22 protein-coding genes are annotated in these 23,712 nt (G+C 48.0%); 12 read left to right on the top strand and 10 right to left on the bottom strand.

The window, feature by feature from the left end; all coding sequences use genetic code 11:
- The first annotated feature begins 42 nt into the window (after positions 1–42).
- The 6 genes from hisD to CIK96_RS00180 all read left to right on the top strand — a co-directional run bounded on the left by hisD (position 43) and on the right by CIK96_RS00180 (position 7,945).
- On the top strand, positions 43–1,329 hold the full coding sequence (gene hisD / locus CIK96_RS00205; RefSeq protein WP_094390807.1) for a histidinol dehydrogenase: 1,287 nt from the start codon (positions 43–45) through the stop codon (positions 1,327–1,329).
- The gene (gene hisC, locus CIK96_RS00200) at positions 1,326–2,369 is read left to right on the top strand and encodes a histidinol-phosphate transaminase (RefSeq protein WP_094438929.1); all 1,044 of its coding nucleotides are present in this window, start codon (positions 1,326–1,328) and stop codon (positions 2,367–2,369) included. Before hisD ends, hisC begins: the two co-directional genes overlap by 4 nt.
- Before the next feature lie 11 nt (positions 2,370–2,380).
- Positions 2,381–3,568 carry an MFS transporter gene (locus tag CIK96_RS00195; protein ID WP_371592249.1) on the top strand — a complete coding sequence of 396 codons (1,188 nt, stop codon included), beginning with the start codon at positions 2,381–2,383 and terminating at the stop codon, positions 3,566–3,568.
- Between the two features lie 43 nt (positions 3,569–3,611).
- Positions 3,612–5,081 carry a Na+/H+ antiporter NhaC family protein gene (locus CIK96_RS00190; RefSeq protein ID WP_254047041.1) on the top strand — a complete coding sequence of 490 codons (1,470 nt, stop codon included), beginning with the start codon at positions 3,612–3,614 and terminating at the stop codon, positions 5,079–5,081.
- Complete coding sequence (locus CIK96_RS00185) at positions 5,078–5,491, top strand: secondary thiamine-phosphate synthase enzyme YjbQ (protein WP_094438925.1); 414 nt, start codon at positions 5,078–5,080, stop codon at positions 5,489–5,491. Before CIK96_RS00190 ends, CIK96_RS00185 begins: the two co-directional genes overlap by 4 nt.
- Positions 5,492–5,554: 63 nt before the next feature.
- The gene (locus tag CIK96_RS00180) at positions 5,555–7,945 is read left to right on the top strand and encodes a glycoside hydrolase family 2 TIM barrel-domain containing protein (protein ID WP_254047040.1); all 2,391 of its coding nucleotides are present in this window, start codon (positions 5,555–5,557) and stop codon (positions 7,943–7,945) included.
- A gap of 1,027 nt (positions 7,946–8,972) precedes the next feature.
- Here CIK96_RS00180 and CIK96_RS00170 read toward each other — a convergent pair.
- Positions 8,973–9,623: a vWA domain-containing protein gene (locus tag CIK96_RS00170; RefSeq protein ID WP_144007210.1), complete on the bottom strand. Its 651-nt coding sequence runs from the start codon at positions 9,621–9,623 to the stop codon at positions 8,973–8,975.
- 856 nt (positions 9,624–10,479) lie between these two features.
- Here CIK96_RS00170 and CIK96_RS00165 point away from each other — a divergent pair.
- Positions 10,480–10,869, top strand: coding sequence for a hypothetical protein (locus CIK96_RS00165; protein WP_371592272.1), 390 nt, complete (start codon positions 10,480–10,482; stop codon positions 10,867–10,869).
- A gap of 388 nt (positions 10,870–11,257) precedes the next feature.
- Here CIK96_RS00165 and CIK96_RS00160 read toward each other — a convergent pair whose 3' ends face one another.
- From CIK96_RS00160 to CIK96_RS00120, 9 genes are all read right to left on the bottom strand, one after another.
- Entirely contained in the window at positions 11,258–11,833 is a 576-nt protein-coding gene (locus CIK96_RS00160; protein WP_094439047.1) for a Maf-like protein, read from the bottom strand.
- A gap of 91 nt (positions 11,834–11,924) precedes the next feature.
- Complete coding sequence (locus CIK96_RS00155) at positions 11,925–12,443, bottom strand: HAD family hydrolase (RefSeq protein ID WP_094438921.1); 519 nt, start codon at positions 12,441–12,443, stop codon at positions 11,925–11,927.
- Positions 12,440–13,213, bottom strand: a complete 774-nt coding sequence (locus CIK96_RS00150; protein ID WP_094391047.1) for a Rossmann-like and DUF2520 domain-containing protein — start codon at positions 13,211–13,213, stop codon at positions 12,440–12,442. Before CIK96_RS00150 ends, CIK96_RS00155 begins: the two co-directional genes overlap by 4 nt.
- Complete coding sequence (locus tag CIK96_RS00145; RefSeq protein WP_094391048.1) at positions 13,213–13,737, bottom strand: nitroreductase family protein; 525 nt, start codon at positions 13,735–13,737, stop codon at positions 13,213–13,215. Before CIK96_RS00145 ends, CIK96_RS00150 begins: the two co-directional genes overlap by 1 nt.
- 52 nt (positions 13,738–13,789) lie before the next feature.
- On the bottom strand, positions 13,790–14,767 hold the full coding sequence (gene pfkA, locus CIK96_RS00140; RefSeq protein ID WP_094391049.1) for a 6-phosphofructokinase: 978 nt from the start codon (positions 14,765–14,767) through the stop codon (positions 13,790–13,792).
- A 35-nt stretch (positions 14,768–14,802) separates the two neighbouring features.
- A complete protein-coding gene (locus CIK96_RS00135) occupies positions 14,803–16,173 on the bottom strand; it encodes an SLC13 family permease (protein ID WP_094438919.1) in 1,371 nt (456 codons plus the stop codon).
- A 78-nt stretch (positions 16,174–16,251) separates the two neighbouring features.
- Entirely contained in the window at positions 16,252–17,010 is a 759-nt protein-coding gene (locus CIK96_RS00130; protein ID WP_094391051.1) for a nitrilase-related carbon-nitrogen hydrolase, read from the bottom strand.
- Between the two features lie 15 nt (positions 17,011–17,025).
- Complete coding sequence (locus tag CIK96_RS00125; RefSeq protein WP_094438917.1) at positions 17,026–17,832, bottom strand: DUF4738 domain-containing protein; 807 nt, start codon at positions 17,830–17,832, stop codon at positions 17,026–17,028.
- On the bottom strand, positions 17,833–19,149 hold the full coding sequence (locus CIK96_RS00120; protein WP_094438915.1) for a UDP-glucose/GDP-mannose dehydrogenase family protein: 1,317 nt from the start codon (positions 19,147–19,149) through the stop codon (positions 17,833–17,835).
- A gap of 163 nt (positions 19,150–19,312) precedes the next feature.
- On the opposite strand from CIK96_RS00120, the gene CIK96_RS00115 reads away from it, so the two are divergent.
- The 5 genes from CIK96_RS00115 to hisA all read left to right on the top strand — a co-directional run bounded on the left by CIK96_RS00115 (position 19,313) and on the right by hisA (position 23,681).
- On the top strand, positions 19,313–20,482 hold the full coding sequence (locus CIK96_RS00115) for an SPOR domain-containing protein (RefSeq protein ID WP_094438912.1): 1,170 nt from the start codon (positions 19,313–19,315) through the stop codon (positions 20,480–20,482).
- On the top strand, positions 20,479–21,024 hold the full coding sequence (locus tag CIK96_RS00110; protein ID WP_094438910.1) for an FHA domain-containing protein: 546 nt from the start codon (positions 20,479–20,481) through the stop codon (positions 21,022–21,024). Before CIK96_RS00115 ends, CIK96_RS00110 begins: the two co-directional genes overlap by 4 nt.
- 422 nt (positions 21,025–21,446) lie before the next feature.
- Positions 21,447–22,313, top strand: a complete 867-nt coding sequence (gene purU / locus CIK96_RS00105) for a formyltetrahydrofolate deformylase (RefSeq protein ID WP_094391056.1) — start codon at positions 21,447–21,449, stop codon at positions 22,311–22,313.
- A 1-nt stretch (position 22,314) separates the two neighbouring features.
- Entirely contained in the window at positions 22,315–22,950 is a 636-nt protein-coding gene (hisH, locus tag CIK96_RS00100; protein ID WP_094438907.1) for an imidazole glycerol phosphate synthase subunit HisH, read from the top strand.
- On the top strand, positions 22,947–23,681 hold the full coding sequence (gene hisA / locus CIK96_RS00095; RefSeq protein ID WP_094391058.1) for a 1-(5-phosphoribosyl)-5-[(5-phosphoribosylamino)methylideneamino]imidazole-4-carboxamide isomerase: 735 nt from the start codon (positions 22,947–22,949) through the stop codon (positions 23,679–23,681). The genes hisH and hisA overlap by 4 nt, the downstream gene beginning before the upstream one ends.
- The last annotated feature ends 31 nt before the right edge of the window (positions 23,682–23,712 follow it).

The following is a 23,712-nucleotide window of genomic DNA, read 5'->3' as shown; positions in this document are numbered from 1 at the left end:
GCTATTAAAAAAGGAAATAACATAACGGAAGGAATTTAAGCTATGAGAACTTATCGATACCCGCAACAAAACGAATGGAAAGAAATTATCCAGCGTCCACATCTGGACCTCTCCAAGCTCCATGCCACGGTGACTGGGGTGCTCAACGACATCAAAGAGCATGGCGATGAGGCTGTCAAGAAGTACGAGGCGCAGTTTGACCACGTAACACTCCATTCTTTGGCTGTTTCAGCACAGGAGATGGACGAGGCAGAACATCTGTTGGATGATAAACTGAAAGCTGCCATCATTTTGGCACATGAAAACATTCATGCCTTTCATGCAGCACAAAAGTTTGAAGGGAAACCCATTGAAACGCGTCAAGGCGTAAAATGCTGGCAAAAAAGTGTGGCGATCGAAAAAGTCGGATTGTATATTCCTGGGGGTACTGCCCCACTCTTCTCCACAGTTCTCATGCTGGCTACTCCTGCAAAAATTGCAGGATGCAGCGAAATCGTACTCTGCACCCCGCCAAACAGCGAAGGCAAGGTGAATCCTGCCATTCTCTATGCCGCACAGGTGGCTGGCGTCAACAGAATCTTCAAGGCTGGAGGCGTACAGGCCATAGGTGCCATGGCATACGGAACGGAAAGCGTACCGAAAGTCTATAAGATTTTTGGACCGGGAAACCAATACGTCATGGCTGCCAAACAACAGGTTAGTCTCGACGAGGTGGCTATCGACATGCCCGCTGGACCGTCGGAAGTTTGTGTCATTGCCGACCACCAGGCCAATGCAACATTCGTAGCAGCAGACCTGCTGTCTCAGGCAGAACACGGAATCGACTCACAGGTGTTGCTCATCACCACCTCTGAGGAGAAACTCCAGGAGATACAAGAGGAGGTTAATCGCCAACTGCAAGCATTGCCACGCAAGGAAATGGCAGCAAAAGCGTTGGAAAACAGCAACTATGTCTTGGTAAGCGATCTCGATGAGGCCATGAAACTGTCTAATGCCTATGCACCGGAACACCTCATTTTGCAGGTTGAGGACTATGAGGCCTTGGCAGAAAAGGTCATCAATGCAGGAAGTGTCTTCCTCGGAAAATATGCCTGCGAGAGTGCAGGAGACTATGCAAGCGGCACCAACCACACACTCCCCACTCATGGCTATGCAACAGCCTACAGCGGCGTGAATCTCGACAGCTACTGCCGTAAAATCACCTTCCAACACCTTACAGAACAAGGCATCAGGGAAATTGGCCGCGCCGTGGAACTCATGGCAGAAGCCGAACAGCTTGATGCTCACCGTAACGCAATGACAGTTAGAATAAAATCGCTTAAAGCATGAAACAACTTGAACAACTGGTAAGACCAAATATTTGGAAACTCGCACCTTATAGCTCTGCCCGCGACGAATACTCTGGCAAGCAGGCTCACGTCTTTCTCGATGCCAACGAGAATCCGTACAGCATGACCGACAATAACAGATACCCAGACCCACTCCAGCGAGAACTCAAAGTGGCGCTGTCCAAGGTCAAGGGTGTCGCTCCTGAGCATATTTTTCTCGGTAACGGTAGCGACGAAGCTATCGACCTGCCTTACCGCATCTTCTGCGAACCGGGACGCGACAACGTGGTGGCCATCGAACCTACATACGGCATGTACCGCGTGTGCGCAGATATCAATAATGTGGAATATCGCACAGTGACGCTCAACGAGAGTTTTCAGTTTCAGGCCGATCAAATATTGCAGGCTTGCGACGAGCACACCAAACTGATATGGTTCTGTTCGCCCAACAATCCTACAGGAAACTCACTCGACAGAGAGGAGATGCTCCATGTCGTAGAACGCTTCCAGGGTATTGTCATCATCGATGAGGCGTACATCGATTTCTCACGCCAGCAGTCGTTCCGTAGCGAACTGGCAACCCATCCCAACCTCATTGTGCTCAACACCATGAGCAAGGCATGGGCATTGGCAGCAATCCGCTTGGGCATGGCATTTGCCAGCAAGGAAATCATCGATATATTTAATAAGGTGAAATACCCCTATAATATCAACCGGCTGACACAGGCAGAGGCGATGGAAGCCCTTGCCAACCCCTATGACGTGGATAGATGGGTGAAAAGTATTCTCGACGAGAGAGTTCGCATGATGAAAGCATTCCTCGAATTGCCGGTTTGCCAACAGGTATTTCCGTCAGATGCCAACTTCTTTCTGGCTCGCATGACCGATGCACAGTCTATCTATGACTATCTGGTCGATCATGGAATTATTGTACGCAACAGATCACGCATCACACTATGTCATAACTGTCTGCGTGTGACCATCGGACTGAAGAGCGAGAACAACGAACTTATTGCTGCATTACGGCAATACGTACAATAAACCCGATGTCCATGGAAAGACTGTGGAATGCCAATTACGTGAAGGTCATGACAGCCAATTTCTCGCTGTTCTTTGCCTTCTATCTCCTGACACCTCTCCTGCCACTCTATCTCAGCGAAACTTTCGGAGCTACGAAAGACGTGATAGGACTGGTGCTTTCGGGATATACCGTTACGGCATTACTCTTCCGGCCATTCAGCGGTTATTTTGTTGATACGTTTCCTCGAAAGAAGGTGCTCATGGTATGCTTTGCCGCATTCTCCATCTTCTTTGCAGGATATCTGGCTGCAGGAACCTTGTTGATGTTTGCATTGGTCAGAACATTACACGGAGGACCCTTTGGTGCGCTCACGGTTGCCAATTCAACGGTAGCCATCGATGTGCTCCCTTCCTCACGACGTAATGAAGGCGTGGGCTATTATGGCCTGAGCAATAATCTCGCCATGGCCATCGCACCAACATTTGCCATTTATATCTATGCCGAGACCCACAATTTCGAATTGCTGTTTTGGATGGCTTTGATCATAGCGACATTCGGTTGGATGGTGGATGCGACAGTTCGGCTAAAGCCCACTACCGTCACCCAGGCACCTAAGCGCATCTCCCTCGACAGATTCTTTCTGGCACGTGGCTGGATGCTGGGGTTCAACATGATATTCTTCGGATTCTGTTTTGGCGTACTGAGCAACTATCTGGCGATCTACGGCAAACAGGTCTTGGGAATGACTGGAGGAACAGGAACGTGGTTTCTGCTCTGTTCCATCGGTCTGATGATGTCGCGACTACAGGGGAGCAAGGCGCTACGCCAAGGCAAACTCACACAAAATGCGACAGAGGGCATGCTCCTCTCGCTGGCAGGATACACCATCTTCGTCGCCTGTCCTGACATGGTCGGCTATTACGGCTCAGCCATACTCATCGGATTAGGCAACGGACACCTGTGGCCTGCCTTCCAGAATATGATAATCTCCATGGCACACCACAACGAGCGAGGCACGGCAAACTCCACCATACTCATCTCGTGGGACGTAGGCGTCGGCATAGGCATTATCGCTGGCGGAGCCATTGCCGAGCACTTAGGCTACGCTACCGCATTCTGGACCGTATCAGTCACTCATGCGCTGGGAGTATTGCTCTATTTCGTGCGAACCAGAAGATTCTTCCTCTCAGGACGTTTAGATCAGCCATCGGCATCCTGACATCGGACAAACGACATCCATCACCCCTATAATTCTAATAAAATTGGAAAAGAAGAAAAAGGAATTGACGCTCAAGAAACGACCATCGGTCTTTCTGTCTATACTGCCGCTAATTGTATTGGTGGTCATGCTGACCTTCACCATCCGATCGTTTGGCAGCGATTCTCTCGAAGGAGCAAGCCAAATCACACTACTCTCTGTATCGGCGCTTTGCGTACTCATCGGAATGGTATTCCTTCATGTGCCGTGGGCAAGTTTTGAGAAAGCCATCACGAAAAATGTGGCAAGTGTGGCAAGTGCCCTCACCATCCTGCTGTTCATCGGTGCGTTAAGTGGCGCATGGATGGTCAGCGGCGTTGTCCCTATGCTCATCAGCTACGGAATACAGCTTATCCATCCCGATATTTTCCTCGCTTCTGCCTGCGTCATCTGTGCCTTGGTAAGCCTTATGACGGGTAGTTCGTGGACCACCATTGCCACCATCGGAATAGCACTGATGGGCATCGGACGCGCACAGGGATTTAGCGACGGATGGATTGCCGGAGCCATCATCAGCGGCGCCTATTTCGGCGATAAGATTTCGCCCCTTTCCGAAACCACCGTATTGGCGTCTGGAAGCATGGGCGTTCCCTTGTTCCGCCACATCCGATACATGCTGATCACCACCATTCCTTCCTTGACCATTGCGCTGATACTCTTTACCATAGGCGGTATTCTGTGTACCACCAACGACAGTCAGAACATCATGTCGTTTACTGCCGCTTTGGAACAGCGTTTCCATATCACCCCATGGCTTCTGGCAGTCCCTGTACTGACCGGCGTGATGATCGCACGCCGATGGCCGCCATTGATCACGCTGTTTCTCTCCACCTTGACAGCCATCATCTTCGGTCTGATCTTCCAGACCGATGTGTTTCGCGACATCGACCCGTCCCTCTTCAAAGCTGCCATGAAAAGCGTTTACGGCAGTACGTCTGTGGCTGACGACATCCCCGTACTGACTGAACTCGTCTCCACGCGCGGAATGGCTGGCATGATGAACACCATCTGGCTCATCATCTGCGCCATGTGCTTCGGAGGGGCCATGTCGGCAGGTGGCATGGTAGGCGGCATCACACGCCTTTTTGTTCATTTGGTGAAGGGACGCACCACCATGGTAGCATCAACAGCCTGCACCGGAATGATGATGAATCTTGCGGTGGCAGATCAGTATCTGTGTATCCTGCTGACGGGAAATATGTTTAAGGATATCTATGACCGTCAGGGTTACGAGCGCTGCCTGTTGAGTCGCACGACGGAAGATGCCGTTACCGTCACTTCCGTCCTCGTGCCTTGGAACACCTGCGGCATGACGCAGGCCACGGTATTGGGCGTTGCCACGTTCACCTATCTGCCCTATTGTTTCTTCAATATCCTCAGCCCGCTGATGAGCATCTTCATTGCTTCCATCGGCTATAAGATAGTGAGACACAAGCCTGATTTATCCACTGACAACAACAATACGCCATCATGATACAGCAAACCACCTTTTCCCTTGCCCCCAAACGCAGGGGGTGCCATCTGGTGACCAACGAGATACTGGCAAACCTCACCGCACCGTTGCCCGAGACCGGACTCCTTAACCTCTTCGTACAGCACACCTCGTGTGCACTCTCTATCAACGAGAATGCCGATCCTGATGTGAGAACGGACATGGAAGAGATTCTCAATCATGTTGTAAGAGAAAATGAGTCATACTACCAACATGTATTCGAAGGTGCTGACGACATGCCTGCCCATGCCAAATCATCGCTCTTCGGTGTGAGCCTGTCTATTCCCATCACTCACGGCAGACTCAACCTTGGAACATGGCAGGGCATCTATCTCTGTGAATTCCGCAATCATGGCGGATCACGACGTATCGTCGCCACCGTTATATCATAATCTGTAATTCATAACCGCCTAAGCATTATGTCATTTCCTAAATCTATTAAAACAAAGTCTTTAATGCTGATCATGGCAGGCGGACTACTGTTCCAACCGCTTCAAGCCGCCGTACGCGACACCATTTCCCTGTCGCGCAACTGGCAGTTTTACAGAGGCGATGTGGCCCACACCGATGAGTTGAAAAACAAGAGCATGGAAGTGGTTCATCTGCCCCACGATTTCCAGATCTCGCAACCATGGGTTGCTCCGCAACAAGACGAGAAGGTCAACAAAAATGATGCTGCCAACAATACCAAGAGCCGACTCAGCAGCAGAGGATTCAAGGAGATGGCTGTTGGTTGGTACAGGCGTACCGTCACCCCAGACAACAGTTGGAAAAACAGGCGCATCGTGCTCGATGTTGAAGGCATCATGCTCGTGGGCGATGTCTATCTCAACGGACAACGGATAGGAGGCACAGACTACGGCTATCTCGGTTTTGAAACCGACATCACCGACAAGCTGATCTTCGGTCAGGAAAACGAAATACTCGTCAGGGCAGACACCCAGTCTCCCGACAATTCACGATGGTACACCGGTGGCGGCCTCTATCGTGACGTGCGCTTGATCATCAGCAATAAAGACACGCATTTTGCACGCCACCCTTTATTCATCACAACCGTTGACAACCGACAGGTGTGCATTCAAGCGGAGCTGTTCAACAAAAGAAAGGCAGAACCCCTGACCGTCGGAGTAACGATTGTTGACCAGACCGGACAGACCGTTGCCCAACACGAACAACCCCTCCACTACTCGCCACGCTGGCGACAGCGTGAATATCCGTTGGACACGATAACCCTTCAGCATCCACAGCTCTGGTCGTGTGAAAGTCCGTACCTTTACACCGCCATCGTCACGATCTACAACCGTCAGCACCAGCCCCTCGACCAGGTATCGCAGTCCTTCGGCGTGAGAACCATCGCGTTTTCTCCACAATACGGCCTGCGCATCAACGGAAAGAAAGTGCTGCTCAAGGGCTTTGCCAATCACCATACACTCGGCGCATTGGGAGCGGCAGCCTACCCTCGCGCCATTGAAAAGCGGCTGCAACTGATGAAGTCGTTTGGCTACAACCACGTCCGTACTGCCCATAATCCATATAGCGAAGAGTTTCTGAACCTCTGCGACAAATACGGAATCATCGTGGTCAACGAACTGTACGACAAATGGCTGCAACAGTTTGCCGGAGGACGCACGTCCTGGCAGAACCTATGGCAGAACGACATCACAGAATGGGTGCAGCGCGACCGCAACCACCCCTCCGTCGTCATGTGGAGCGTAGGCAACGAACTGCAACAGCGGTCCGACCTCCCCTTCAACGATTGGGGGGTTACCGCCTACCGCCTCATGCGAACCCTGCTGCACCGTTACGACACCACACGTCCCACCACCGTAGCCATGCATCCACGCTATAGGAGTCTCGAAACCGATTCGTTGCCGGCACCGTTGGCTATCGCAACAGACATCGCCTCCTACAACTACAGATACCAGTACTTCCCTGGAGACCGCAAGCGTTATCCCGACCATATCTTCTATCAAAGCGAGGCCAACACCTCGATGATAGGCACCAACTTTTTCGGCATGAACCACGATTGGGTGGTCGGACTGGCATATTGGGGTGCTATCGACTATCTTGGCGAAAGCATGGGGTGGCCCGTCAAGGGATGGAACCAAGGGGTGTTCGACATCTCCTTGCAACCCAAGCCATTGGCATATCTCGTCAAGAGCATGTTTACCACCGAACCCACTGTTCACATCGCCATCCTGGATCATGCGCAGCATAGCGAAGAATGGAACGGCATCAATGTGGCTGTTGACCAATTATCAGATCATTGGAACAGGACAGCAGGCGACACCCTCTCGCTCTACACCTATACCAATGCCGAGGAAGTAGAACTGCTGCTCAACGGAAAGTCATTAGGCAGGAAGCACAACACCCTATTGCCCACACAGCGCAACCGCATCTTCTGGCGAGGTATCGTCTATCAGCGAGGGCGCCTGGAGGCTGTTGCCCGCAACAACGGAAAGATAGTGGCTCGCCACAGGATAGAAACCACAGGAGCGGCGACTGCCTTACAGATAGAAGCCGACAACAGCCAGTGGAAAGCTGACGGGAAAGACCTGCAACATCTGCGCATCACAGCCATTGACCGCCAAGGACGTCGGGTGTGGGATGTCAACGACCCATTGGTGTTTAAGGTAGAAGGTCCGGCAGAGATTGTTGCCACAGACAACGGCGATTTGCAGTCCGATGAAGTTCATGTCGGCAACCGTCGCCACCTCTACCACGGCTCAGCGTTAGTCATTCTGCGTTCCACCGGCGACACCGGCAATGTAAGACTCACCGTTGACAGTAAAGGACGCTATCCTCAAACCATCTGGAAAGGCAGCACATCGCACTCACGAAGATAAAAAAAATTAAGTTTCGCAACTGATGGAATTGATTGAAGTTAAAGAACGTTTTCGTTAAGCCAAATGAGCAGAATAAAGCTCGCTTTAATTCTGTCATGGCGAGAAAACGAAGGATGAAATTCAACGTTTTCGTTAAGCCAAATGAGCAGAATAAAGCTCGCTTTAATTCTGTCATGGCGAGAAAAGGTGCCATAAAATGGAACGTTTTCGTTAAGCCAGATGAGCAGAATAAAGCTCGCTTTAATTCTGCCATGGCGAGAAAAGGTGCCATGAAATGGAACTCTCACTCTGTCTTCGCTACTCCAAAACATCTAGCCTTCAGGCTACCCCAAAAAAAATCCACGGATCACACGGAGGACACGGAAAAAGATTCTCGTTAAAGATTATTCTAAAGATTTTCGTTAAGATGTCGAGCCGTAGGCGATCCAAAATAAAACCCTTCCCAGAGGCGAGGTATTCGAGCGCATTTTCAGTTGAGATTTTTGTTAAAGATTTTGTTTGCTACCTCCCTGAATTACAGATTATTTCTTGTGAAGCAACATCTTAATCAAGATTTCCCCAAAAGATTTCTAGCCTTCAGGCTACCCAAAAAAAATCCACGGATCACACGGAGGACACGGAGAAAGATTTTCGTTAAAGATTTTGTTTTGCGTTACAAGCGTTACAGTTGACAGTTGACAGTTTCCAAAAACGTTTTTGCGTTTCAAATAACAGATAACAGATAACAGTTTCCAAAAATGATTTTTTTTGTGTTACAAGCGTTACAGTTGACAGTTGACAGTTTCCAAAAACGATTTTTTTGTGTTACAAGCGTTACAGTTGACAGTTGACAGTTTTGGAAAACGTTTTTTTTTAAGATGCCACAGAGAAAGGTCAATGTCATAACGGAACGTCGGATATTTGGGGAAGACAACGACCTACCCCGTGACATACGTGACATGAAGAGTGGGGTTCGGGGGATTCTCTGCTCCGTTATAGTAGCGACACTGGATGTATGACCAGTGTCGCTTGTCTTCCTTTATGTATATTATGCTTTGTCTTCGTCAAAGTAACTGCCTATAGGCATTTCACGTTTGCAGTATAGACATTCATTATAACGCTCTCGGCTTCTGCGCTCCTGGGCGAACATTCTTTCTGTTGACTCGGCATCTTCGGTAAATGAAAGGTGGTTGTCAATGGCCATGGAACCTGCCATGCCTTCCACATCGAGGTCTTCTGTACCAATGAGCGTGAATGTCCAGCCTTGCTTCTTCAGCTTCTCAATGAGGTTCTTGACCATCTTGAGATTGTACTCCTCTGAACAGTTTTCCTCGCCGTCGGTGATGATGGTAACAAGAACATTGTCATCGGCTTCTGTCTGTGCGTTGATCTTGGCAATTCCCTTGCCGATAGCATCGTAAAGTGGAGTGGCTGCACATGGCTTGTAGTCCTTCAGAGTCAATGGACATGCTTCTGCTGCATTGATATTGTCATAGTGGAGCTTGAAATGATCGCTGTCAAAGGTGATGAGGGTGATTCGCTGCTCCAGGTCTTTGTGGGCTTTCTGCATCTTCTGACAGGTGGTGATGGTCTCGTTGATACCTGCAAGTGCTTGTCTGCGGATGATATTCATACTGCCTGATTCATCGATGATAACAAGGTTATATACTCTCTTGGTGGTTTTGCTTTCTGTTGTCATAATTGTTGGAATTTAGATGATTAAACATTGATTTATAAGACGTCTTTATACATTAAGAAGAGAATCTGGTGAAAAAAATTAAGCAGAAAACTGTAAAAACTCGATTTTTTTGATTGAAAAAGATTATCTTTGCAGTTAACTACAAAAGTTCAATATGATGGAACATGCTGATAAATACATCATTGACGGATTCCGCTCGTTCGATCCTGCTATAACCAAAGAATACTTCTATGGTTACTGCCGTCGCGCATATAACATATATGATTATAAATACCAACTCCGCAACAAGACGGGACTGGACTTCTACTCACTGGCACATGAGTATTACATCCATCTGCTGAAATTCAAGTTCAAGCCTCTATTGGATAAGCCAAAGGAGATGAAACTCTCCACTTGGATGGCCAAAGGTTTTCACTTTGTAGTACTCGATGCGCTGAAAGCATACAACAAGGAATTTGAACACAAGGCTGAGGAAGCTGCTGACGTGGTACTGGAATATGTTCGCTCTACCGATAAGGAAGAGGGAATGCTCTCTTATGTGGCAGAGGCTGTTGCAGCTCACTACCATGACCGTATCATGCATGACATTGCATTCATGATCTTCCGTGTCGGTTTCAAACAGAAAGAGGTGGCTGCGCAACTGGGAATGACTCCAGCAGCCGTTAATCAACGATACAAGAAAATGATGGAAGAGGTGGTGACTCCTTTCGTTATAGAAAACTATGGATCCGGTCTTTACACAGGCACTGTGGAATTGTGTAAAAGAATGGACAAGGAGACTCCACGCGGCACATCTTGTTATGCTCGCATGTACGAGGAGCTCGGACATTCTATTATGGCAAAAAATCAATCATATATGGACAACAAGCGTATTACTCCTTCTTTTATATCTTCCCTCAAATCAAACGAGATATTTGTTTTCGGTTCAAACCTTCAAGGTATTCACGCAGGTGGTGCAGCACGTATGGCTCACACGAACTTCGGTGCTGTCATGGGTAACGGTGTCGGTATTCAGGGACAGTCGTATGCCATTCCTACCATGCAAGGTGGCGTAGAGACTATCAAACCTTATGTGGATGAGTTTCTGGCATTCGCTTCTCAGCATCCTGAAATGCACTTTCTCGTGACTCCTATAGGTTGCGGCATTGCTGGCTTTGAACCAGAAGACATCGCTCCACTATTCATAGCAGCTAAGAATGTGGAGAATATATCTCTGCCAGAAGAGTTCTGGAGTAAAATAAACTAATTTATTGAAAACAAACATGAAACAAGGGGACTTGCCCCCGTGTTTTCACTTTTGTCCTTACAGGACGTAGTTGATAATATGCCATGATGTCCTCAGGGCGTTGCCCTGGGCTAGGAAAACCATTGGGCCTTCAGCCCGTTGTTGCTTGTTACGTGATTCCGTGTCGTCCGTGTGACATTAAAAATGTCTGTAGTTTCTATGTGATATAAAGAAAAAGGGAAGCGTCTTCACAGATTGCTTCCCCCGAGGAAAATGATAAATATAGATTAAAATTACTAGTTGCGTAATACAAAGGTACAATTTAATTTCGGAATAGCAACACTCTATCAACACCAAAATGCATTTTAAGCACGTTTTTTAACCATTTATGCATATTATAAGTGTGCTATTAACATTTATTAAGCGCCTCATAGATGCGTTGCACCGGTAATCCCATCACATTGAAGTAACTGCCATGAAGGGAAGTCACGCCAATATATCCGATCCACTCTTGAATGCCATAGGCGCCAGCCTTGTCGAAAGGACGATATGTGCGGATGTAATAATCAATCTCGTCGTCTGACAATGTCTTGAAAGTGACATCAGTAGTGACAGAAAACGATTCGCGATGATGACGGGTAACCAGACACACTCCGGTTGTCACTTGATGGGTTTTACCACTCAGCTTGTGCAACATGGTGCGGGCCTCTTCCTCATCGGCTGGTTTGCCGAGCACTTCCTGTCCTACAATAACCACGGTATCGGCTGTAATGACAAGTTCGTCATCATGCAGGGTCGGCAAATAGGCGTCTGCTTTCTTCTGCGAGATAAATCCTGCCACCTGATCTACGGGAAGCGATGGTGGATAACTCTCGTCGATGTCGGGTATTACCCTTACCTCAAAATCCACATCAATGCCTGCAAGTAATTCGCGACGACGAGGAGAATTGCTTGCAAGGATTATCTTGTATTTGCTGTTTAACATCATTTGTCGTAAAAATAAAGGTCCCTTAACTTCTCTCTAACTTCCCTAACTTCCCTTAACTTCCCCACATGCGATAGTTCAGTAAAGGGAATTACCACCCGAAGGCTTTTTCATTCTTCAGCCATTTGCCTTGTGCTTTCAATACTTGCTCCAATACGTCGCGACCGCAGCCGTAGCCTCCATCGTAGTCGCTGACATAAAGACTGGCTGCCTTGACTTCGGGACAGGCGTCGTGCGGACATACAGGACAGCCTGCCAAGCGTAGCACTTCGAGATCGGGTATGTCATCGCCCATGAACATGACCTCTTCGTCGGTCAGTCCGTATTTCTCCTTGAACTGCTGATAGACCTTGATCTTAACGGATGCTCCAAGATGAATGTCTGTCATTCCCAGGCCTTCGTAGCGTTTGCGTACTGACTCGATAAGACAACCTGAGATGATGGCCACACGGAGTCCCATCTTCACCGCCAGTTGAATGGCATAACCGTCTTTGATATTGACGGTACGCAAAGGGGTTCCATCGGCACCAAGTGAGATGGTTTCGGCAGAGAGGACTCCGTCCAAATCGAAGATTACGGCTCGAATCTTTTGTAAATCGTAGTTTATCATTTTGTCAATGCTGTGCGTTGTATGTCTTTGGAAAACTCTTCATAGATAGTTGCCAACCAAGGTGTAGAGGACAACAGATCAAGATGGTGGGTGACCACATTCATGTCGTTGCGAACGGCAGGACCTGTCTGTGCTTCAACAGGAGTGAGCTGATGGACTTTTCGTGCTGTCTCGTCGATCAACGGCAACATGACACGGAAGTCTATGCCGTGACGTTGCAACACCTCTGCCGACAACGCATAACAATGGTTGGCGAAATTGCAGGCAAAGACGGCTGCAACATGCAGGTATTGGCGGTCGGCGCTGGACAACGGATAGGCTTTTGCCTTAATGCTGTCTGCCAAGGCTAAAGCGGTCTGCAAGGTCTGATCATCGCTTCCCTCTACAAACAAGGGAATGACTGAGAAATCGACCAACCGCTCCTTGGAAAACGACTGCATGGGATAGAACACTCCGTAATGGCGGGCATGTGCCAACACGTCAATAGACATGGATCCTGCGGTATGAAAGAAGATTTGTTCTTCCCTACCCTTCACCACTTGTCGGGCTATGTCTTCAAGGGCATTGTCGGAAACCGAAAGGATAAAGGCGTCTGCCCTAACAGGCAGTTTGTCTATCCTGTCGGTAGGACACGCACCAACACGCTGCGCCAGTTCCTGGGCAGACTGCATGGTACGACTATATACTGCCACGATGTCATGGCCCACTTGATGGAGGGCAACGGCAAGATTGGTGGCGAGGCGTCCTGCGCCAATCAATACGATCTGCATCAGAACTTGTTGAGGTGTACGTTCTCCCACTTCAGCCGGTCTTCATTCTGAGGCTTGCGTTCGTCTGCTTTATGACCGACTGCCAAGATGCAGAGGCAATGAAGGTTTTCGGGAATGTCGAGCACACCCTGGATAACCGTATCGGCACTTGTACCGTCGGAAAGTCCTCTGCCTCTCATCTGCACCCAGCATGAACCAAGTCCGAGGGCCTCTGCCTGATACTGCATGGAAATGGCAGCAATAGAACCGTCTTCCACCCAACAGTCGTTCTGCAGGGGATCACCCAGCACAACAATGGCTAATGCAGCACCCTTCAGAAACTGTCCGCCCAAATCTTTGGCGTCGGAAAGTTTTTCCAGGTCGGTCTTGTCGTCAACCACGACAAACTGCCAGGAGCGCTGACCCTTGGAGGTGGGTGACATCAGTCCGGCACGCAATATTGTCTTTACATCGTCTCCGTCGATTTCCTGTTCGGTAAACTTACGGTGGGAACGACGCATCTGTACTAAATCCTTAAATTCCATATGCTGTGTTTATAACTTATTATGATGGGATTGTCAACAAGGTCCGTCCAGATCAGATGCTCAGTTCATCAAGCACCTTGATCAGTCCTTTGTTTAATGGTTTGTCGCTGCGGATGGCTTCGCTGAATGGCACAAAGACCACTTCGTTATTGCGCACGCCAATCATCACATTGCGCTGGCCCTGCATCAGTGCCTTGATGGCTCCTACGCCAGTACGGGAGGCCAGGATGCGGTCGTGGGCGGAGGGACTTCCACCTCGCTGCAAATGTCCCAGAATAGATACTCTCACGTCAAACTCAGGGAATTCCTTCTTCACACGGTCTGCATAGTAGAGCGCACCGCATTTGGGACTCTCGGAAACGATGACGATACATGATTTCTTAGACTTTCGGATGCCGCGCTCCATGAAACGTGCGAGCTGATCGACATCGGTAGATTCCTCAGGAATGATGGCTGCCTCTGCACCACAGGCAATGGCTGAGTTTTGAGCAAGGAAACCAGCGTCACGACCCATGACTTCGATGAAGAAGATGCGTTCGTGGGAGTTAGCAGTATCGCGAATGCGATCGACACACTCCATGATGGTATTCATCGTAGTATCGTAGCCGATGGTTGAGTCAGTACCGTAAAGGTCGTTGTCAATAGTGCCTGGAAGTCCCACTACGGGGAAGTCGTACTCCATAGCAAAATTGCGTGCACCGGTCAACGAACCATTACCGCCGATGACCACAAGGGCATCTATCTCTTCCTTGATACATGTTTCGTATGCCTTCTGCATGCCTTCAGGAGTCATAAACTCCTTGGAACGGGCAGTTTTCAGGATGGTACCGCCTCGCGTGATAATGCCACTCACATCCTCTGTCGTGAATGATTTCACTTCGTCTTTGATCAGTCCGTCGTAACCGCGGTAGATGCCTTTTACACTAAGTCCATTGCAGATACCCGAACGGGTGACGGCGCGAATGGCTGCATTCATACCGGGAGCATCTCCTCCCGATGTAAGTATTCCTATTGTTTTAATCTTAGACATAATAATATGGTATTAATGAGTTATCCTTCTTAATATTATAATAGGTGTATTTCTGCCCACAAGACGGCAAGTCCCAACAACCATCCTACTGCAACTTTCGATGTGAGATGGCGCAGATACCATCCCAAACGAACATGTTCCATCTTCATGAGTGCCACACCGCTGACTGATCCTACACAAAGCAGGCATCCGCCTACAGCCGTTGAGAACACCATAATCATCCAATATGCTCCGTTTACCGCCATCTCCCCACTCTCTGCCAGAGGATAGAGCATGATATGGTTTAAGCCCACGGTAAAGGAGTCTGCCACGGCACTAAGCAGTCCTGCTCCAATGCCAAGCAACCAATTGTTATGGAATGTTTCTGCCAACCAAATGCCTATATCGCCAAGCACTCCCGTTTCAAGCATGACACCCATGCCCATCATGATTCCCATGACAAACAGGATTTGCTGGATGGTGCCATATTGTAAGGCACGGGGGATGCGACGCTGCGCCATCTGATCGGCATTCATCAATCGGCGGTTGAAGGCTTCGTTGACAAGCCAAAGCACGCTCAAGACGCACAAAGCGCCTAAGAAGGGGGAGAGTTTGGTGATATTGTGAAATGTTGGGATGAACCACAATCCGCCGATGCCCACAAAGAGCATGACCAATCGTTGCCAACGGTTCAGACGAGTATCGTCACCACGGTAAGGAGAGGCTATCCACTCGGTATCGAGGCGGTCGGGCAACTCACGATTGATGAGCATAGTAGGAACTATCCAGGCTATCAGGGCAGGCAACAGCATATAGGCTGAGAAATGGCTGGCGGTAACCACGCCATCGCCCCATAGGATAAGTCCGACGGGATCACCTATTACCGTAAAGCATCCGCCACAAGTTGCAGCAAGCACAATGGCAGAACCTACGAGCATCCGTTGGCGTCCGCTCTGCAAAACATTATTCATGATGACAAGCATCATCGTAGTGGTGGTGAGGTTGTCAAGATTGGCAGAGATGATGAAAGTGGCCAGGGTAATGGTCCACAGTAATCGTTTGGAGTTGCGTGTCCGGATCCATTCGGAAATGAAATCGAAGCATCCGTTGTTATTCAACAGTTCGATAATCGACATGGTGGCCAACAAGAACATAACGATTGCCGCAGCCTTGCCTACATACTTCAAGAAGACATTCTCGCAAATGAAATACTTGACTGTTTCACTATTTGGAGTGCGGCCTGATAGGTATTCGAGGTAATCCGCAGGGTGTTGCTGCATGACAAAGTCTGTGCCATAACAAACATAGACCACCCATCCAGCCGTGCCAAGGAACATGGCAATTGCAGCTTTGTTGACACCGGTAAAATGACCAGTGGCAATCAGCAAATATGCCGCAACGAACATGAGTACGATAATCAGTGTCATAGGTTTACGCCTTTTATTTTGTTGCGACTACAAAGGTAGGCTATTTTCAGCAAATGCGCAACGTTTTTGGAGAATATTTCAATCACGGTCATCGAGCACAGGGAATTTTTCACGTCTTCTTAACAGTTCTGACTGGGAGAGTGCTACGCTAACAGCCTCTGCTGTATCGCCAAGAGAAACCATCGTGCGACCGATAGGGTCAATGGCGCAACTCCCACCAATATAATGTGTGACTAAATCGTCACCGACCCTGTTGACTCCTATGAAATAGGATTGATTCTCTATAGCCCGGGCGGCTGTAAGTATCTGCCAAGCCGATTGGCGACCTTGGGGCCAATTAGCCACCAAGAGGATGACATCATACGCCCGATCGTCTGCATAACGTATCCAGCAGGGGAAGCGCAGGTCGTAACAGGTCAGCAGAAGGATTCTCATTCCTTCATACGCGACAATGGTGTGATGCTGTCCGGGAGTATAATGTAGGTTTTCGCCGCCATAAGAGAAAAGATGATGCTTGTCATAATACGCCACACGGTCATGGCGTCCGTCAACAAAATAAAGTCGGTTGCGATATGCCCCTTCATCATCTCGTACGGCAAGACTGCCACAGATGGCACAACGGCGCCGTGCCGCTTCTTCCTTCATCCACTGCAAAGCCACGCTATGCTTTTCATCTGGAACATTCTCCATGGTGTCTGTTACAAATCCGGTACTCCACATTTCCGGCAAGACATATAAATCGCTTCCTGGCTGGGAGTCCATAAGAGCTGTTGCACGCAAGATATTCCCGCGTTCATCCATCCATTTAGAGTCAATCTGTAACAGCGTGACTTTCATCTTTTTAACGCCTTATCAATAATTCATTTGTTTAATAGACATTTTGCCATTCAGCGATACAACGACTTCTGCCTGATAACAACTGGCATCATCTGGAATTCCTATGGTTGCCAAGAAACGGAATCCGTCGGCACCAACCTTATCATATTCCAAATTTCCCAATACCGACTGTTCCAAGACACCTTTGGGCACATATTTTTCAAACATCTGTTTGCGGAAATCCTGTGAATAAACGCGTGCTGAACCCTGGAAGATACTCAGATGGATAATATTGTCGTAATAGACATTCTCCACTTGAAGTCCGTCGTCATTATAACTGTTTTTCGTCACCTTGTATTTGGACGGATTGACTGCCACATAACAATGATAGCGGTTTTTGTCGTACATCACCACGGTATCGGTCTTTGTGATCTGTCTGCTTGTAAGAACCTTGCCGTGGCGCTTTCGCTTAAAGACATTCGCGTCTTCCGGATCGGTACTCTTGACAAGTTTTACCACGTCACCTCCGGTATTCTTGAACCACAATACATGGGGCATTTGCTTGACGATAGGATATTTGATGTCGTTGTCGCCAATAAACAAGGTGTCGTTGATCACACGGAAATAGGCAGGCACACTGGTAGAGTCAGAAAAATAGACGGTATCGCCCTGCATCTTGAAGACCACCATCTCTGATTCCTGATCCATCCAAACGCCTTGCAACAACTGTTTGGCTTGCTTGCTTTCCGCACGCTCTTCTACTTGACCAGCCGATTGTTGTTTACAACCGACAGATAGAAAGACAGACACAACGAGACAAAGAATATATTTCAATTTACACATTCACTTACCAATACAATGATATTCAAATCCATTTTCTTCAAGTTCCTCGCTATCAAAAATATTACGACCGTCGATGACCAGCGGGCGTCGCATGGCCTTACGAATCACTCCCCAGATGGGCAAGCGAAACTCTTTCCATTCGGTCAGCAACAGAAGTGCATCTGCTTCAAGTACAGCGTCATACATATCACGACAATAAGAAATACTATCGCCGATACGACGCTTACACTCTGCCATGGCCACAGGGTCGTAGGCACGAACCGTACATCCTGCCTCAAGCAGCAATCCGATCATGACGAGTGCTGTGGACTCACGCATATCGTCGGTTTCCGGCTTGAACGAAAGTCCCCAAAGGGCTATCGTCTTACCTTCAAGCGACTCTCCGTCGAAAGCACGTTTCAGTTTATCGAAGAGTATGCTCTTCTGACGCTCGTTGACGCGCTCCACCGCCTTGAGCACCTCCATGGAATAGCCGTTTTGATCGGCAGTTTTGATCAGCGCCTTCACATCTTTAGGAAAACAACTTCCACCATAGCCACAACCTGCATAGAGGAACTTGCGGCCAATGCGGGTATCTGCTCCTATTCCTGCACGTACCATATTGACATCCGCACCCACGCGTTCACAAAGGTTGGCAATATCGTTCATAAATGAAATACGCGTGGCAAGCATGGAATTGGCTGCGTATTTAGTCATTTCCGCAGACGGAATATCCATAAAGATGACACGGAAGTTATTGATAAGAAATGGCTTATAGAGTTTTGTAAGCACCTTTTTGGCCTGTTCACTCTCCACACCAACCACTACACGGTCGGGAGACATGAAATCCTTAATAGCATTTCCCTCTTTGAGGAACTCAGGATTAGACGCCACATCGAAAGGAACATCCACTCCACGCTTGGCAAGTTCTTCCTCTATAGCCTTGCGCACCTTACGGGCCGTACCAACAGGAACTGTCGATTTGGTAACCACAACCACATAATGATTCAGATTCTGACCGATGGTGCGTGCAACCTGCAATACATATTTAAGGTCTGCAGAACCATCCTCATCGGGAGGTGTTCCAACAGCCGAAAATACAATCTGCACATCATCAAGTACAGCAGTCAAATCGGTAGTGAACTTCAGACGACCGGCTGCCACATTCTTCTTAACAAGTTCGTCAAGTCCGGGCTCATAAATGGGAATCTCCCCATTCTTAAGTCGCTCGATTTTGCCGGCATCAACGTCCACACACGTCACATTAGCTCCCGTATCGGCAAAACAAGTACCCGATACAAGACCCACGTAACCGGTTCCAACAATTGCTATATTCATATTCCTTAATTAATATTATTATAAAGAGACTGACATAAGCCACCTATCTCTTTTTTTTGTGGTTTTATGTTTGCAAAAGTAACAATTATTCTTTTAATACGGAAATTTTTTTTTGCTTTTATAGCGCTTTTATCTTTATTTTTATTTGTAATTCTCGTAAAAAATGAGTAATTTTGCACACGTGATTGAACTGAAGAGACATTTAGAGATATTGTTGCTTGACAACGATTGCGTCGTGGTCCCCGATTTCGGAGGCTTCGTAGCATATCATGTATCCGCACATTTTGACGAAACAGACAATACGTTTATTCCGCCAATGAGAACTCTTGGCTTCAATCCGCAACTCAAGATGAACGACTCGCTCTTGGCGCAGTCATACGTGGAAGCCTACGACATCAGCTATCCCGAAGCCATACAACGCATCGAGAATGAAGTGGCCGAGTTGCGCGAAACAATCGCTCAACAAGGATCATATATACTCGACGGAATAGGTACGCTGTCAGGCAACGATGAAGGCGGATACCTCTTCACACCCTGTGAAGCAGGAATTTTGACACCAGACCTTTACGGCTTAAACACCTTCAACCTTGCTCCAATAGCAGAAAGCCTCTCTCTTGCCGACACAAACCAAAAGACAGAAGAAACTGCGAAAGCCGACGTTCCTGCTCCAAAGGTACAAGCGCCCGCAACTCAAACAAAGAGCGTTGCAATCCCCCAGCCCACCCTTACTGAGATCTTGGATGAAGACGAAGACGAAGAGCGAACCATCAGTATCAAACTCTCGTGGATTCGCAATACCGTTGCCGTGGCTGCATCTGTCATTCTCTTCCTCATGATGAGTACGCCCATAGCCAACAGCAACTATAGTTCGCAAGCCATCACAGGACTAAAGCAAGACATGGTCTATCAACTGGTCAATAAAGATGCGTCTGACAAGCCGGCTATTACAAAGTCCGTAGTGGAAACGATTCAAGAACCAGCAGCTGACGCCACAAATACGCAAGAGCTCAATAGCGAGCCGGTACGTAAAATAGAAAAAGAGGCTATCAGCGAAAAAAGCGCAGAGAAACCGGCTGTGACCCGTCCAAGCAATACCGCACGCCCCTACTGTTTGGTTCTGGCAAGTCGCGTGAAGAAGGCCAATGCCGAAGAATTTGTAAAGAAGCTCAAAGACCGTGGATTTAAAGACACGGAGATCTATATTCACAACAATGTGGTAAGAGTGACCTATGGACATTTTCGTACTGAAGACGAAGCCTATAGTGAACGTAACAACCTCCGCTTTGAAGATGATTTCACCGAAGCGTGGGTTTATAAAAAGACTAATGTATGAAGCGTATCCGTTGCCCAAAATGTGATGCGTATATCACGTTCGACGAAACAAAATACGAAGCAGGACAATCCCTGGTATTTCAATGTGCCGAATGCGGAAAGCAGTTTGGCATAAGAATCGGCGTTTCAAAACTCCGAGAAACTCAACGTAAGGAGAACGAAATTGCCAATGCACAATTCTCCAATCTGGAAACAGACTGCGGAAGTATTGTTGTGATCGAAAACGTATTCCACTACAAGCAAGAATTACCACTACGCATGGGTGATAATGTCATAGGACGCTATCAAAAAGGAAATCCTATCAACACAGCTTTCGAAACTGTTGACCCAAGCGTGGACCTCAATCATTGTACCATCACGGTAAGTCGCAACAAGCGTGGCGAACTGCAATATACACTCAGCGACAACAACAGCAATACTGGAACATTTGTTGACAATGTAGAGCTTTCACCTCGTGAGCGCAGAAGTATTGAAGACGGAACTCTCTTCACCCTTGGTGCAACAAGCATTATACTGCGCACCCCACAAAAGGAAGAAGAATAATCCCAGTCATATTTCCACATCGCAGAACTTTACAAGCAAATAAGTATAACTTACTTATTGACAAAAACATAATACATATCAGGTAATACAACAGGGTTGTCTGATGTGCATCTTCGTATTCAAAATTTACGTCAAAACATACTTACGATTTACCTTCCACATCCGAACGCCACATCCCGACCCCATCCCGACGGCTTCCCGAAGCCGAGAGCAGAGCTGAAAGTTCACTTTTGAGCTTTGCCGAGGCAAAGAAGACCAGGTCAAAGACCGCCAGCATTTACCCACATAAAGAATGCAAACAGCATTATTATGCAGAAGAAATTGCAGAATAGCCATTTTTCATTCATTACCTTTGGTAATGTAACAAAAAAACAGTATCTTTGCAAGGAATTAAATCAAAGATACAAACACCCTTAAAGAAAATGAAAAAACCAACAGCCATTCTGCTCCTACATTGCCCCGACCAACAGGGCATTATCTCTGAAGTGACCCGTTTTATCACAGACAACCAAGGCAACATCGTATACCTCGATCAGTATGTTGACAAACAAGACGGGATGTTCTTCATGCGAATTGAATGGGAATTAGAAGGCTTCACGATTCCACGCGAAAAAATTTTAGAGTATATCAACACACTCTACGCACAACGCTACCAGATGACCTGCAACCTATATTTTTCTGACAAACGCCCAAGAATGGCCATCTTCGTATCCAAAATGAGCCATTGCCTCTACGACCTGTTGGCACGTTGGAAAGCCGGAGAATGGGAGGTTGACATTCCATGCATCGTATCCAACCACGAAGACCTGCGCTATGTGGCAGAGCAATTCAATATTCCATATTATGTCTGGAGCATCAAGAAAGACCACTCCAACAAAGCCGAGGTAGAGGCTGCTGAAATGGAACTGCTCAAGAAAGAAAAAATCACTTTCATCGTTCTCGCACGATACATGCAGATCATCAGCGACGATATGATTAAGTCCTACCCCAACCATATCATCAACATCCACCACTCATTCCTCCCGGCTTTCGTAGGCGCAAAGCCCTACCACCAAGCATGGGAACGTGGTGTGAAGATCATCGGAGCCACCAGTCATTATGTAACAGCAGAACTCGACGCAGGCCCCATCATCGAACAGGACGTGACACGAATCTCCCACAAAGACACACCAGAAAGCCTCGTGCTGAAAGGTAAAGACTTGGAGAAAATCGTGCTCTCACATGCTGTGTCCAAACATATTCAGCGTAAAATTCTGACATTCAAAAACAAGACAATCATATTCTCATAATATGCAGGTAGCCATCGTAAAATATAATGCAGGCAACATCTTCTCGGTAGTCAACGCACTACGCAGACTGGGTATAGAACCCCTGCTGACCGACTCTGCCGAAGCGCTGCAACAGGCAGACAGGGTGCTCTTCCCTGGACAAGGTGAAGCACGCGGTGCCATGGAATACCTCAAGGCTCGACGCCTCGACGAAGTAATCCGCTCGTTGCGCCAGCCCGTGCTCGGCATCTGCGTCGGCCAACAACTGCTCTGCCGCCACTCAGAAGAAGGCAACGTCGATTGCATAGGAATCTTTGATGCAGAAGTGAAGCGATTCTGCCCACAACATCACGAAGACAAAGTTCCCTGCATGGGATGGAACAAGATTATCAAGCCATCTGCCGACACGACCGGACACGGTACGCCTTGCGCCCTCTTCAAAGGATTACCAACCTTCGGACCAAGCGAAGGAGAGGCTTACGCCTACTTCGTTCATAGCTACTATGTTCCCCTCTGTCAGCAAACGGCTGCCGTGGCAGACTATATCCTCCCCTACTCGGCAGCACTTCAAAAAGACAATTTCTATGCCTGCCAGTTCCACCCGGAAAAGAGTGGAAAGACAGGCGAAACAATCCTCAAAAACTTCTTGGCCCTATGATAGAACTCATCCCTGCCATTGACATCATCGACGGACAATGCGTCCGACTGACCAAAGGTGACTACAACCAGAAGACCGTCTATCACAACCGGCCTGCTGACGTTGCTGCCGAATTTGAAAAACTCGGTTTCAAGCGCCTCCATGTCGTTGATCTCGATGGGGCAAAATCCAAACATATCGTCAACAAGGAGGCACTACAGGATATCACAACAGAGACACAGCTCACCGTAGATTTTGGAGGAGGCATCAAAACCGACGACGATATCGAGAAAGCATTCCGTCATGGAGCAAGCATGGTTACCGTAGGATCCATTGCCGTGACAAATCCAGAACTCTTCATCTCATGGCTGGAGAAATACGGAGCTGAACGCATGATTCTCGGAGCGGATGTACGCAACGGAATGATTAGCATCAACGGATGGAAAGAGGACTCTGCAGAACCGCTGCTTCCCTTCCTCAAACGCTACATCGACGCAGGCGTCAAATACGTACTATGTACAGAGATCTCAAAAGACGGAACACTACAAGGGCCTGCCATTGACCTTTATCGTCAGATCATGGAGACTTACCCCCAACTGCATCTCATCGCAAGCGGAGGAGTATCCTCACTCGACGACATCAAAGCACTCGACGCTGCAGGAATCCCTGCCGTGGTCTTTGGAAAAGCCATCTACGAAGGACGTATCGACATGAAAGAACTCATGGCTTACCATAACGCATCGGCACAATGACAACATAAGAACAACAAGAGAATATTCAATA

Origin of the sequence: Prevotella sp. P4-98 (assembly GCF_002251405.1) — a bacterium.
GTDB lineage: Bacteria > Bacteroidota > Bacteroidia > Bacteroidales > Bacteroidaceae > Prevotella.
This window is presented reverse-complemented; position numbering and strand designations above follow the sequence as displayed.

Coding starts and splice junctions, on each gene's coding strand:
- hisD (WP_094390807.1), top strand. CDS start 43: ATGAGAACTTATCGATACCCGCAACAAAACGAATGGAAAGAAATTATC.
- hisC (WP_094438929.1), top strand. CDS start 1,326: ATGAAACAACTTGAACAACTGGTAAGACCAAATATTTGGAAACTCGCA.
- CIK96_RS00195 (WP_371592249.1), top strand. CDS start 2,381: ATGGAAAGACTGTGGAATGCCAATTACGTGAAGGTCATGACAGCCAAT.
- CIK96_RS00185 (WP_094438925.1), top strand. CDS start 5,078: ATGATACAGCAAACCACCTTTTCCCTTGCCCCCAAACGCAGGGGGTGC.
- CIK96_RS00180 (WP_254047040.1), top strand. CDS start 5,555: ATGCTGATCATGGCAGGCGGACTACTGTTCCAACCGCTTCAAGCCGCC.
- CIK96_RS00170 (WP_144007210.1), bottom strand. CDS start 9,623: ATGACAACAGAAAGCAAAACCACCAAGAGAGTATATAACCTTGTTATC.
- CIK96_RS00165 (WP_371592272.1), top strand. CDS start 10,480: ATGGACAACAAGCGTATTACTCCTTCTTTTATATCTTCCCTCAAATCA.
- CIK96_RS00160 (WP_094439047.1), bottom strand. CDS start 11,833: ATGTTAAACAGCAAATACAAGATAATCCTTGCAAGCAATTCTCCTCGT.
- CIK96_RS00155 (WP_094438921.1), bottom strand. CDS start 12,443: ATGATAAACTACGATTTACAAAAGATTCGAGCCGTAATCTTCGATTTG.
- CIK96_RS00150 (WP_094391047.1), bottom strand. CDS start 13,213: ATGCAGATCGTATTGATTGGCGCAGGACGCCTCGCCACCAATCTTGCC.
- CIK96_RS00145 (WP_094391048.1), bottom strand. CDS start 13,737: ATGGAATTTAAGGATTTAGTACAGATGCGTCGTTCCCACCGTAAGTTT.
- pfkA (WP_094391049.1), bottom strand. CDS start 14,767: ATGTCTAAGATTAAAACAATAGGAATACTTACATCGGGAGGAGATGCT.
- CIK96_RS00135 (WP_094438919.1), bottom strand. CDS start 16,173: ATGACACTGATTATCGTACTCATGTTCGTTGCGGCATATTTGCTGATT.
- CIK96_RS00130 (WP_094391051.1), bottom strand. CDS start 17,010: ATGAAAGTCACGCTGTTACAGATTGACTCTAAATGGATGGATGAACGC.
- CIK96_RS00125 (WP_094438917.1), bottom strand. CDS start 17,832: ATGTGTAAATTGAAATATATTCTTTGTCTCGTTGTGTCTGTCTTTCTA.
- CIK96_RS00120 (WP_094438915.1), bottom strand. CDS start 19,149: ATGAATATAGCAATTGTTGGAACCGGTTACGTGGGTCTTGTATCGGGT.
- CIK96_RS00115 (WP_094438912.1), top strand. CDS start 19,313: ATGAGTAATTTTGCACACGTGATTGAACTGAAGAGACATTTAGAGATA.
- CIK96_RS00110 (WP_094438910.1), top strand. CDS start 20,479: ATGAAGCGTATCCGTTGCCCAAAATGTGATGCGTATATCACGTTCGAC.
- purU (WP_094391056.1), top strand. CDS start 21,447: ATGAAAAAACCAACAGCCATTCTGCTCCTACATTGCCCCGACCAACAG.
- hisH (WP_094438907.1), top strand. CDS start 22,315: ATGCAGGTAGCCATCGTAAAATATAATGCAGGCAACATCTTCTCGGTA.
- hisA (WP_094391058.1), top strand. CDS start 22,947: ATGATAGAACTCATCCCTGCCATTGACATCATCGACGGACAATGCGTC.